At 73.1% G+C, this 10,817-nt stretch carries 12 protein-coding genes; 6 read left to right on the top strand and 6 right to left on the bottom strand.

The genetic code is table 11. The features are described from left to right. Positions 1 to 30: 30 nt before the first annotated feature. The 3 genes from E1212_RS14200 (at position 31) to E1212_RS14190 (ending at position 1,696) form a co-directional block, all read left to right on the top strand. Positions 31 to 450, top strand: a complete 420-nt coding sequence (locus E1212_RS14200; RefSeq protein ID WP_131983516.1) for a hypothetical protein — start codon at positions 31 to 33, stop codon at positions 448 to 450. 202 nt (positions 451 to 652) lie between these two features. Beyond that, positions 653 to 1,075, top strand: a complete 423-nt coding sequence (locus E1212_RS14195; RefSeq protein ID WP_131983514.1) for a VOC family protein — start codon at positions 653 to 655, stop codon at positions 1,073 to 1,075. Between the two features lie 27 nt (positions 1,076 to 1,102). Then, positions 1,103 to 1,696, top strand: coding sequence for a hypothetical protein (locus E1212_RS14190; protein ID WP_131983512.1), 594 nt, complete (start codon positions 1,103 to 1,105; stop codon positions 1,694 to 1,696). A gap of 5 nt (positions 1,697 to 1,701) precedes the next feature. On the opposite strand, the gene E1212_RS14185 is transcribed toward E1212_RS14190, so the two are convergent. Further along, positions 1,702 to 2,520, bottom strand: a complete 819-nt coding sequence (locus tag E1212_RS14185; protein WP_238992344.1) for an endo alpha-1,4 polygalactosaminidase — start codon at positions 2,518 to 2,520, stop codon at positions 1,702 to 1,704. 110 nt (positions 2,521 to 2,630) lie between these two features. On the opposite strand from E1212_RS14185, the gene helR reads away from it, so the two are divergent. From helR to E1212_RS14170, 3 genes are all read left to right on the top strand, one after another. Further along, positions 2,631 to 4,781: an RNA polymerase recycling motor ATPase HelR gene (gene helR, locus E1212_RS14180; RefSeq protein ID WP_131983508.1), complete on the top strand. Its 2,151-nt coding sequence runs from the start codon at positions 2,631 to 2,633 to the stop codon at positions 4,779 to 4,781. Between the two features lie 67 nt (positions 4,782 to 4,848). After that, positions 4,849 to 5,193, top strand: coding sequence for a hypothetical protein (locus E1212_RS14175; protein ID WP_131983506.1), 345 nt, complete (start codon positions 4,849 to 4,851; stop codon positions 5,191 to 5,193). Next, a complete protein-coding gene (locus E1212_RS14170; protein WP_131983504.1) occupies positions 5,193 to 6,104 on the top strand; it encodes a redoxin domain-containing protein in 912 nt (303 codons plus the stop codon). Before E1212_RS14175 ends, E1212_RS14170 begins: the two co-directional genes overlap by 1 nt. A 35-nt stretch (positions 6,105 to 6,139) precedes the next feature. Here the strand turns inward: E1212_RS14170 and E1212_RS14165 are convergent, their stop codons facing one another. The 5 genes from E1212_RS14165 to E1212_RS14145 form a co-directional block, all read right to left on the bottom strand. Next, positions 6,140 to 7,519 (bottom strand): transglutaminase domain-containing protein, encoded by a 1,380-nt coding sequence (locus E1212_RS14165; protein WP_131983502.1) that lies wholly within the window; start codon positions 7,517 to 7,519, stop codon positions 6,140 to 6,142. 90 nt (positions 7,520 to 7,609) lie between these two features. Continuing rightward, positions 7,610 to 8,359: a creatininase family protein gene (locus E1212_RS14160; protein WP_131983500.1), complete on the bottom strand. Its 750-nt coding sequence runs from the start codon at positions 8,357 to 8,359 to the stop codon at positions 7,610 to 7,612. Further along, complete coding sequence (locus tag E1212_RS14155; RefSeq protein WP_162605468.1) at positions 8,356 to 9,051, bottom strand: GntR family transcriptional regulator; 696 nt, start codon at positions 9,049 to 9,051, stop codon at positions 8,356 to 8,358. The genes E1212_RS14160 and E1212_RS14155 overlap by 4 nt, the downstream gene beginning before the upstream one ends. After that, entirely contained in the window at positions 9,048 to 10,076 is a 1,029-nt protein-coding gene (locus E1212_RS14150) for a Gfo/Idh/MocA family protein (protein ID WP_131983498.1), read from the bottom strand. Before E1212_RS14150 ends, E1212_RS14155 begins: the two co-directional genes overlap by 4 nt. Next, a complete protein-coding gene (locus E1212_RS14145; protein ID WP_131983496.1) occupies positions 10,073 to 10,810 on the bottom strand; it encodes an amidohydrolase family protein in 738 nt (245 codons plus the stop codon). Before E1212_RS14145 ends, E1212_RS14150 begins: the two co-directional genes overlap by 4 nt. Positions 10,811 to 10,817 lie beyond the last annotated feature (7 nt).

The following is a 10,817-nucleotide window of genomic DNA, read 5'->3' as shown; positions in this document are numbered from 1 at the left end:
AGAGAAATCCATTCGTTAGAAGGAGACGTCATGACCCAGACGAGCGGAACCGCCCGGTCCCGGACGTGGAGCACCCCGGCCGGCCGCGCCTTCCTCCTGCTCCGCACGGCCTTCACCGTCGCACCGATCCTGTTCGGCCTCGACAAGTTCACCAACTGGATGGTCGACTGGCCGGTCTACCTGGCGCCCTGGGTCGACGACATCGTTCCGGGGAGCGCGGCCGACGCGATGAGGATCGTCGGCGTCGTCGAGGTCGTGGCCGGACTGCTGGTCGCCGTCGCGCCCCGCATCGGCGGCTACGTCGTGGCGCTGTGGCTGGCCGGCATCATCGTGAACCTGCTGACCATCCCGGACTACTACGACATCGCCCTGCGCGACTTCGGCCTGCTGATCGGCGCCCTCGCGTTGGCCCAGCTCGCCGAGGCGCATCGCGACCGCGGCGGCAGCTGACGCCGTCCGCGCCCGTTGTCACGTTCCGCGGCCATGGTCGGTCAGTAGTGCATCCGTGTGCACTGGCCGAGTCGCGAGGTAAGAGCGGGAGACCGGGTTTCAGACGGCTTCGGGTCCGAGCGGTGGACGTCCCGGGGTAGGCGTCAAGCAGAGCGCGGCTGGTCCCACCCGCCGCCGGCGCACCGGCTGGAAGGGTGAGGCCATGACCAACGACACCGAACCGCGCATCCAGGGCGCTGTCCTGCACGTCAGCGACCTGGAGCGGTCGATCGCCTTCTACACGGACCTGATGGGCGTCGAGGTGGCCCGCCGCACGGCCGACGCCGCCATCCTCGCCACCAGGGCCGGCGCGTTCTCGCTGGCCCTGCGGCAGCGTCCGGTCCGCCGGGTCACCGACCGGACGGTGCAGGCGCTGGTGTGGCGCGTCGCCACCCTCGACCGGCTGGACCGGGTCGAGCAGCAGCTCGCCGGCCTGGGCGCCAAGTCGACCCGGCACGTGCTCGCCGAGGACCCGACCACCCTGGTCAGCACCTGGGACCCCGACGGGCAGCGGGTCGTCTTCGTCCACCACGACGGCGAGCAGGACGTCCCGCGGATGATCCCGCCCGAGGTGTTCTGGTACTGAGCGGCACCCATGGCCGATGCTGGTGGAATGTACGAGCGTCTCTCCGTGCACCAGCGGATCACGCCGATGGTCAACCGGTACGCCGTCCACGCCCTCGGCGCCGGCGGCCAGGAGGGTGCGCTGATCGCGTTCGCGCAGCAGAAGCGCATGGCGCTCAAGGAGGAGATCACCTTCTACGCCGGCGAGGACCGCTCGGAGCCGCCGCTGTTCGCGTTCAAGGCGCGCACGCGTCTCGACGTCAGCGCAGGGCACGACGTCACCGGTCCCGGCGGCGAGCAGATCGGCTGGTTCACGAAGCAGTTCCGCAGGTCGCTGACCCGCTCGACCTGGACACTGGGCTGTCCGGCGCTCGGGCTGGAGGCGGTCGGCACCGAGCGCAGCCAGGGCGTAGCGATCGTCCGCCGCATCTGGAACGTCGTGCTCGAGGACGTTCCCGGCCCGTGGCGGTTCCACTTCGACTTCCGCACCGACGACGGCGTCCTGGTCATGTCGTCGGAGCGGCGGCGGACGCTGCGCGACGCCTACGACGTCGAGCTGCCGCAGCTGCCCGGCGGGGAACGGCTGGACTGGCGGCTGGGCGCGGCCATGGCCGTCGCGCTCGACGCGCTGCAGTCGCGTTGAGCACCCTAGCCGCCGGGGCACCACTCGGAGACGTGGCCGTCGGCGCCGGCCGGCGTGACGGCGCGGTCGCGGAGCTGGACGGAGAACCGCTCGCCCCGGGCGGCGCAGGCGGCGGCGAACGCGGCCCGCCCGTCGCCGGTGTACTCGATCTCGATGACGTGCGGCCCGTACACGGCGAGGTAGTCGTCGCACTCGGCGTGCACCTCGCACTCCTCGGCGATGGCGAAGTCGAGGTGCGCGGTGTCGCGGCCGGCGGTGCCGAGCTCGGCGGCGTTCTTCTGGGCGATCGCCAGGCCGAGGTCGTGCGCGGCGTCGGCCAGCAGCGCCGCGAACGCGAGGTTGTCGGCCCGGTCCAGCAGCCCGCGCGACCGGGTCCAGGAGTCGAGGTTGTCCGGCTCCACCGCGTCGAACCCGGCCTCGGCGCAGCGCTGGAGGTCGCGGCCGGCGATCTCGGCGAGCGCGGCCCGGTTCGCCGCCGTCGACGTGTCGAGCAGCACCTCGCCCGGCCAGTCCGGATCGGTGACCAGGCCGCCGTCGCCGTCGTCGCCGCCGTCGTGCCGGAGCAGCAGGTCCGGGTGGTCCGTCGTCCAGGCGTCGAGGTCGCCGGGCTGGGTCTGGAACGCGTTGACGTAGCAGACGTTGTACAGACCAGGAGCCGGTTCGGCGGTCACGTCGCGGGCCACGACGACCACGCCGGGCGCCGGGGGATGGGGGCCGCCGAGCTGGTAGTCGAACCGTCCGCCGGCGGGCGGAAGCTCGACCTGGGGATCGTCGCCGGCCGTACAGCCGGCCAGCGCCGTCAGCGCTGCGGCGACCACCACCACGGCGCGCAAGATGACCCTGTCCTCCCATTCTTTTATAGCAGAGTTCCGGCGACCTCATGAGCCAGAAAATTTGGATCTAAGGTGGCGTACCTCGGAACGAAGCTCATGAGGTGAATCCCTTGACCACCAGCGCATTCGACCTTCCCGACCACCTCGCTCACAAGGCCGACCCGGCCCTGATCGCCGCTGACGAGCGGCACTTCGCCGCCATCGGCGAGAGCCTCGAGCAGACCATCGCGGAGCTCTCGGAGCGGCTCGACGCCGAGCTGAAGAAGCCCGGCGGCTCGGGCCAGGCGGCCATGGACCGCGACCTCGAGGTCCACCGGCTCACCTCCCGGCTGCGTACCCTGCGCCGCTTCGGGCTCGACCTCTGCCTCGGGCACATGGTCACCGCCGACGACGCCGAGCCCGTCTACGTCGGTCGCCTCGGCCTCACCGACAGCGCGGGCCGGCGGCTGCTGCTCGACTGGCGCGCCCCGGCGGCCGAGCCGTTCTTCGGCGCGACGCACGCCAACCCCATGGGCCTGGTCAGCCGCCGCCGGTACCGCTGGACCCGTGGCCGCGTCGGCGACTACTGGGACGAGGTGTTCGCCGCCGACGAGTTCGACGGGCACGCCGCGGCCCTCGACGACCAGTCCGCGTTCATCGCCAGCCTCGGCGGCACCCGGTCCGGGCGCATGCGCGACGTGCTGGGCACCATCCAGGCCGACCAGGACGCCATCATCCGGGCGGGGTCCCGCGGCGCCCTGGTCGTCGACGGCGGACCCGGCACGGGGAAGACGGTCGTCGCGCTGCACCGCACGGCGTACCTGCTCTACTCCGACCCGCGGCTCGGGCACCGGCGCGGCGGCGTGCTGTTCGTCGGCCCGCACCAGCCCTACCTCGCCTACGTGTCCGACGTGCTGCCGAGCCTCGGAGAAGAGGGCGTGCGCACCTGCACGCTGCGCGACCTCGTCCCCGAGGGCGCCAAGGCGGCCGCCGAGACCGACCCCGAGGTGGCCCGGCTGAAGTCGTCCGCGGACATGGTGAAGGCGATCGAGAAGGCGGTCCGGTTCTACGAGGAGCCGCCGGCCGAGGCCATGACGGTGTCGACGCTCTGGGACGACGTCCGGCTCACCGCCGACGACTGGGCCGAGGCGTTCGAGGCGGCCGACCCCGGCACGCCGCACAACGTCGCGCGCGAGGAGATCTGGGCCGAGCTGGTCGCGATCCTGCTGGACCGGCAGACCGAGGACGTCCCCGCCGACCGGTTCGCCGCGTCGATGCGGCAGAACCGGCCGCTGCTCACGACGTTCAACCGAGCCTGGCCCGTGCTCGAGGCGGCCGATGTCGTCGGCGACCTGTGGTCCGTGCCCGCCTACCTGCGCCTGTGCGCCCCGTGGCTCAGCGCCGACGAGGTCCGGGCGCTGCAGCGCGCCGACGCGCAGGCGTGGACGGTGTCGGACCTGCCGCTGCTCGACGCCGCCCGGCAGCGGCTCGGCGACCCGGGGACGTCGCGGCGGCAGCAGCGGCGCGAGGCCGAGGTGGCCGCCCGCCGCGCGAACATGGCCGACGTCGTCGACCACCTGATCGAGTCAGACGACTCGGAGATGGCGCTGATGTCGATGCTGCGCGGCAGCGACCTGCAGGGCGCCCTGGTCGACGACGCCGTCCGCCCCGACTTCGAGCCCGACCAGCTCGCCGGCCCGTTCGCGCACGTCGTCGTCGACGAGGCGCAGGAGCTGACCGACGCCGAGTGGCAGATGCTGCTGCTGCGCTGCCCGTCGCGCAGCTTCACCATCGTCGGTGACCGCGCCCAGGCCCGGCACGGGTTCACGGAGTCGTGGGAGGAACGGCTCGCGCGCATCGGCCTCGACCGCGTCGAGATCGCCGCGCTGAGCATCAACTACCGCACGCCGGAAGAGGTCATGACCGAGGCAGAGCCGGTCATCCGGGCCGCGCTGCCCGACGCCAACGTGCCCACGTCGATCCGCAGCACCGGCGTCCCCGTCACGCGCGGGTCCGTCGCGGAACTGCGGCCGATCCTCGGCACCTGGCTCGCCGAGCACGTCGACGGCATCGCCTGCGTCATCGGTGACCCCGGCTTCGCCCCGACGACCCGGGTCCGCTCGCTCACCCCGGAGCTGGCGAAGGGGCTCGAGTTCGACCTCGTCGTCCTCGTCGACCCCGAGGACTTCGGCACCGGCATCGAGGGCGCGGTCGACCGGTACGTGGCCATGACCCGCGCGACCCAGCGGCTGGTGATCCTCACGAGCAGCTGAGCGACCCGGGGAGTGACCAGGCATTCCCACGGGCGCGAGTGGGCGTCGTCACCGCGACGCTGGCGGCATGGAATGGCTGATGACGATGACCTGCTGGGCTCCGTTCGGCCCCTGCCCCCACCCGGCGGCGCCCGATACGCCGGCTCCGTCGCCGGGTGAGCTCGACCTGCGGCTGATCCGGGTCGCGTACGAGGTGGCGGTGACGGTGTCGCCGTGTGTCCGGTGCGGGGCGGCCCTCGACGGTCCGCGGCTGTCGATGCGGCGGGCCGGCTGGTCGCATGACTGGCAGGTCGCCGTGGTCGTGCGCTGCCGAGGGTGGCGCCGCCATCGGCACACAGCCGTCGCCACGGAGGCGGCGGGGGAGCTCCGGCTCGGGGCCCTGCAAGCCCGCACCGCGGGAGGGGAGTCCTGATGTCGGCACGACGGCAGCTGCCCTCGCTCGACGGCGCTGTGGAGTGGATCGGCACCGAGCCGATCCACTCCGCCGACCTGCGCGATCACGTGGTCCTGGTGAACTTCTGGACGCTGACCTGCATCAACTGGCTGCGCACCGCGCCGTATGTCCGCGCCTGGGCCAGGGCGTACCGCGACGACGGGCTGGTCGTCGTCGGCGTCCACACGCCGGAGTTCTCCTTCGAGCACGACGGCGACCGGGTGCGGCGCGCGACGGCGCGGCGGGCGATCGTCTACCCCGTCGCGCTGGACAGCGACTATCGGATCTGGACCGCCTTCGACAACCACTACTGGCCCGCGCTCTACTTCGCCGACCACCGGGGCATCGTCCGCGACCACCACTTCGGCGAGGGCCGCTACGCGTGGTCGGAGCGGCTGCTGCAACGGCTGCTGGGCGTGCAGCGCGAGCTGGTCACCGTCGAGGGGGAGGGCGACGAGGCCGAGGCCGACTGGAACCAGCTGCGCACCGGCGAGACGTACCTCGGCTCCTGGCGCGGCGAGCACCGGGCCGACGTGCCGTCAGAGCGGCTGCGCCACCAGCAGTGGGCGCTGCGCGGCGAGTGGACCGTCGGCGGCGAGTGCGCCGTGCTCGGCTCGCCCGGTGGCAGCGTTCTGATGCGGTTCCACGCCCGCGACGCGCACCTGGTCCTCTCGCCCGGCGAGGGTGACCCCATCCCCTTCCGGGTGCTGCTCGACGGTGCGCCGCCCGGCCCGTCGCACGGCGCCGACGTCGACGCCGACGGCCACGGCATCCTCGACGACGGGCGCATGTACCAGCTCGTCCGCGTGCACGACGGCGTCCGCGAGCGCACCGTCGAGGTCACCTTCCTCGACGCGGGCGCCGAGGCCTACGCGTTCACCTTCGGCTGACCATGACTCCCCGACGGAAGCGATCGATGGGGGCGTCAAGGGGCATAGAGCTCGACCTGGGTCAGCCAGAGCCGCTGCGGGAACTCGTCCGAGCCGCCGCCCTCAGGCTGCACGAGACGCACGTGCGTCGCACGCCGGGCCGGAGCGTCGTGCACCGAGTAGGGCGTCTCCGGCCCGGACGTCACCTCCACCCAGGGCTCCCAGGCGCCGTCGTCGCCGTCGCGGGTCTCGACCCGGTAGGTGCCGCTGCTGTGGTAGTCGAGCCGGTACTCGGGCCAGTGCAGGACGGCACGGCCGAGCAGCCGCGGCCCGGCCAGCGCGATCTCCACCGTGTGCTCCGCCGGCGCATCGGAAGAGGCCCAGCCGGTGCGCCGGTTCCCGTCCGTCAGCACCGGCGTCACGTCCGTGTACGGCTGGGCGACGACGACCGGGCCCATGAGGTGCGGCTGCAGCCGGTTGTCGGACCCGCGGTGCCACAGCAGCGGCGTCGCGGTGTCGTCGACCAGGTGCGCCATGGTGACGGGGCCGTCGGTGTCACTGAGGAAGTCGTTGCGCATCAGCACGGTCACATGCGCGTAGTAGGCCGGTAGGCCGGTGGCGAAGAAGTCGTCCTCGTCGGGGAGCTGCTCGCCGTAGGCGTTGAACGACAGCGAGTGCGGGCCGCGCTGGGGCTCGATCTTGGCCAGCTCGTCCGCGGCGAGGGCCTCGTGGATCTCCCAGGCCGACAACGGGACGCCGTCGCGCTGGTAGTGGACGTCGAAGTCGGTGTCCATCATGACCCACCTGTCGAGGTCGGACGACCAGACCTCGGCGACGACGTGCTCGTCGACGGGCGGGTCGGCGACGGCCTCGTCGCCGATGCGGTAGTGGTCGGAGAGGCCGCGGTGCAGGTTGATCATCCGGGCCGGCAGCCCGAGCGCCAGGCAGCACTGCACCAGCGACACCGAGTAGTGCACGCAGATGAAGTGCTCGACGCCGCGGGAGCCGCGGTCGAGGATCAGCAGCGCGTTCCACTCCGGCATGCGGTAGGGGATGTGGTGCGGGAACAGCGACTTGATCCAGTCGCGCAGCCGGATCGCCTTCTCGACGTCGGTGCCCTCGCCGGCCACCTCCTCGAGCCGGAACCGCTCGCGCAACTCGGTGAGCACCGGGTGGTCGGGGTCCTCGGACGTGAACGGCAGCGCGGTGGGGCCGGGCGCGGTGAGGTCGTAGTAGACGTCGCCGACGGCGTGGGCGTTGGCGGTCCCGAGGAAGCTGTCGACCCGCACGGTCGTGCCGGCCTCGCGGGCCAGGTTCACCCGCGGGAACGTCGGCAGCACGGGCAGCTCGTCGAGCCGGTCCATGCGGGTGAGGATCTCGGTGCGCCACTCGGCGAGCCGTTCGTCCAGCGTGCGGTAGTCGGCGTGCTCCTGCACGGTGTCCTCCTGGGGGCGACGTCGTGTCGGAACGAGGCTACGGACCAGGGGCCGGCGGTGACAGGCCCAGACTTGTCCTGCCGCCCGTCCTCACGCGCGAGCGAACTTGCGCAGCCCGGCCGCGACGGCGGTGACGACGGCGACGAGGTAGCGGCGGCCGTCGTCGGCGGTGCCGGCCGAGGGGTCGTCGGAGAACCCGTCGCCGGCGGCCATCGCGTCGGGTTCCTCGACGTGATACCGGCCGAAGTAGCCGGCCGGGTTGCGTGCGAACGCGGTGCCCGGCCGGTGCGGCGGGTCGACGACGAGGTCGGGCCGCAGCGCCAGCGCCAGCGACGTCTCGAACGCGCCGGCGTGCCCGGGCAGCCGGCCGCGGTCCTGGGCGCCGGCCGCGACCAGCTCGGTCCAGGCCATGACCCAGTACGAGCCCGCGCCCACCCGCACCCGCAGCGCCTGCCCGGCCTCACGAGCCGCGACGACGACCAGCTCGGCATTGCCGCCGTGCCCGTTGAGCAGGAAGATCCGGCGGAACCCGGCCGCCGCCAGCCCGGCGCACGTGTCGCGCAGCTGTGCGAGTAGCGTGCCGACGCCGGCGGTGAGCGTCGCACCGATCGGCACGTGGTGCGGCGAGTAGCCGACGGCGACGCTCGGCGCCACGACGACGTCGATCTCACCCGCCAGCCGGGCGGCTGTCGCCACGGCGACGTGCTCGGCCACCATGAGATCGGTGCCCAGCGGCAGGTGCGGCCCGTGCTGCTCGCAGGCGCCGACGGGGACGACGGCGACGGCGTCCGGCGCGCGCTCGGCGACGGCGGTTCGGGTCAGCTCCGACAGGAGAGTCACGAGACCGGCCCTTCGGCCGGGTGGGCGTGCAGCGTGTGGTCGCCCGACCGCAGCACGTGGCTGCGCATCAGCGCCTCGGCGCGATCGGCGTCGCCGTCGAGGATCGCGTCGCCGACGTCGATGTGCTCGGCGTTGCCGCGCTGCAGCTCGTCGGGATCGGAGAGGGCGCGCTTGCGCACGGCGGCGTCGACGCCCAGCAGCGTCCCCACGAACTGCACGATCACCCGGTTGCCGGACAACTCGCGGATGGCGTCGTGGAAGTTCGCGTTGATCTCGACGATCTCGTCGACCGGCCGCAGGATCGGGTCCTTCATCAGTGCCAGCGGGCCGGTCAGCGCGCTGACGTCGTCGAGCTCGCCGGCGGCGACCCGGACGGCGCACAGCCGCGCGGCCAGTCCTTCCAGCCAGGCCCGCACGGTGATGACCTGCTCGAACGAGGTGAGGGCGTTCTCACCCACGACGATGCCGCGGCGCGGGATGGTGCGCACGAAGCCCTCGTTCTCGAGCCGGCGCAGCGCCTCCTTGACCGGCGTGGTGCTGATGCCCAGCTCGCCGGCCGTCACCCGTTCGGTGATCTTGTCGCCGGGCGCCAGGTCGCCGCTGATGATCTTCGTGAGCAGCACCTGGTACACCTGGTCGCGGATCAGCGGCGCCTCGCGGATCAGCGGCAGCCGCGGCTGCTGGTCGGTCACCACCGGACCACCGCCCTTTCGCGCAGTGCCTCGGTGACGGCGGCCCCGAGCCGCAGCGAGGCCAGGCCCGCCGCCGTCGACGTCTCCGGCTCCGTCCGGGTGCGCACGCACGAGACGAAGTGCGCCAGTTGCCGGTCGAAGCACTCGTCGTTCCACGGCCGCTCGAACCGGACCTCCTCGGTCCGCAGCGTCCCGTCCTCGGTGCGGGTCGTGAGCGTCGCGACCTGCTCCGGGCGGTCGATCAGCGCGACGCCGCGCGGGCCGAGAATGCGGAACTCGCCCGCCGGCGAGGTGGGGAAGAACCAGCCCACCTCCATGCGGGCGACGTCGCCGTTGTCGTAGTCGACCAGCGCGGACACGAAGTTCTCGCCGTGGAACGAGGGCTGCGAGCGTACGCCCGCGGCCCGCACCGACACCGGCGCGGCCCCGGTCAGGTAGGCGAGATAGTCGGCCAGGTGCGCGCCCTCGTGCAGGTATGACGGGCCGTGCGCGAGGAACTCCTGGATGCGCCCGACGTGGACGGAGTCGGCGGCGTCGTAGCGCTCGTCGAACCCGCCGAGCGTGTAGACGACGGGCGAGCCGATCAGGCCGTCGTCGAGCCACCGCCGCGCGGCTCTGACCAGCGGCGAGAACCGGTTCTTGAACCCGATCTGGACGATCCGCCCGGCCCGTCGTCCGGCATCGTGCACCCGTTGCGCCGACGCGAGGTCGACGGCCATGGGCTTCTCGCAGAGCACGTCCAGCCCGGCCTCGATCGCGGCCACCGTCAGCGACGGCGCGACATGCGGGGGGACGGCGACGACGGCGGCCTCGGCGCCCGCGGCGGCGGCCGGCGCCGGCTCGAGCGACGGCCATGCGGGGACGCCGTAGGTCGCGGCGGCGGCCTCGCGGTGCGGCGCGGCCACGTCGACGACGGCGACCAGCTCGACGTCGGGGGAGCGGTCCAGCGCCGGCAGGTGCCCGGTCGTCGCGATGTCGCCGCAGCCCACCTGGACCACGCGCAAGGGTCGGGCGGAATCGGTCACGGCAGCCCCAGGAGTCGTTCGGCATTGCGGTGGGCCAGCGCGGCGGCGTCGTCGCCGGGCAGCTCCGCCAGGATCGCACGGTGGACGGACAGTCGGTGGCGAGGGAGGTCCGGGTCGCCGAAGCCGCTGTCGGTGCCCAGGCTCAGCTTCTCGACCGGCACCTGCGCGACGATCCGGCGGAAGATCGCGCCCGGCGCCGTGCCGCACATCGTGACGTGCACGTTCGGGTACCGCAGCGCCGCGGCCACGGCGTCCTCCCACAGGTCGAACAGCCCGCCGTGCGCCAGCACCACCCTCAGCTCGGGGAACCGGCCGGCCAGCCGGGCGATCTGCAGCGGCGACGCGTACGGAGGGGTGCCGTCGTGGACGACGAGCGGCAGCCCGTGCTCGATGGCCGCCTCGGCGACCGGGTCCATGTACGGCTCCAGCGGCGAGAACCCCTGCATCCACGGGTGCAGCTTGAGCGCGCGGAAGCCGCGATCGGCGCAGCGGTGCACCTCGGCGGCGGCGTCCGGGCGGCGCGGGTCGACGGTGCCGAGCGGGATCAGCCGTCCGCCCGACCCCGCGCACGCCTGCGCGACCACGTCGTTGCCGGCCGGCGCGTCGTACCCGAGCCCGTCCAGCGTCATCACCGCGGCCCGGCTGACGCCGTGGCGGTCCATGGCGGCCAGCACGCCGGCCTGCCGCCAGGAGGCCCACTCCGGCGACGCCAGGGCCGGCAGGTGCGTGTGCATGTCGACG

The sequence above is a fragment of the Jiangella ureilytica genome, assembly GCF_004348545.1.
Taxonomy (GTDB): domain Bacteria; phylum Actinomycetota; class Actinomycetes; order Jiangellales; family Jiangellaceae; genus Jiangella; species Jiangella ureilytica.
Note: the sequence above shows the minus strand (reverse complement) of the source record. Positions and strands in the feature narration are given on the sequence as shown.

Bases quoted from the DNA above. Each gene is read 5' to 3' on its own strand.
- E1212_RS14200 (WP_131983516.1), top strand. From the start codon at position 31: ATGACCCAGACGAGCGGAACCGCCCGGTCCCGGACGTGGAGCACCCCG.
- E1212_RS14195 (WP_131983514.1), top strand. From the start codon at position 653: ATGACCAACGACACCGAACCGCGCATCCAGGGCGCTGTCCTGCACGTC.
- E1212_RS14190 (WP_131983512.1), top strand. From the start codon at position 1,103: ATGTACGAGCGTCTCTCCGTGCACCAGCGGATCACGCCGATGGTCAAC.
- E1212_RS14175 (WP_131983506.1), top strand. From the start codon at position 4,849: ATGGAATGGCTGATGACGATGACCTGCTGGGCTCCGTTCGGCCCCTGC.
- E1212_RS14170 (WP_131983504.1), top strand. From the start codon at position 5,193: ATGTCGGCACGACGGCAGCTGCCCTCGCTCGACGGCGCTGTGGAGTGG.
- E1212_RS14145 (WP_131983496.1), bottom strand. From the start codon at position 10,810: ATGCACACGCACCTGCCGGCCCTGGCGTCGCCGGAGTGGGCCTCCTGG.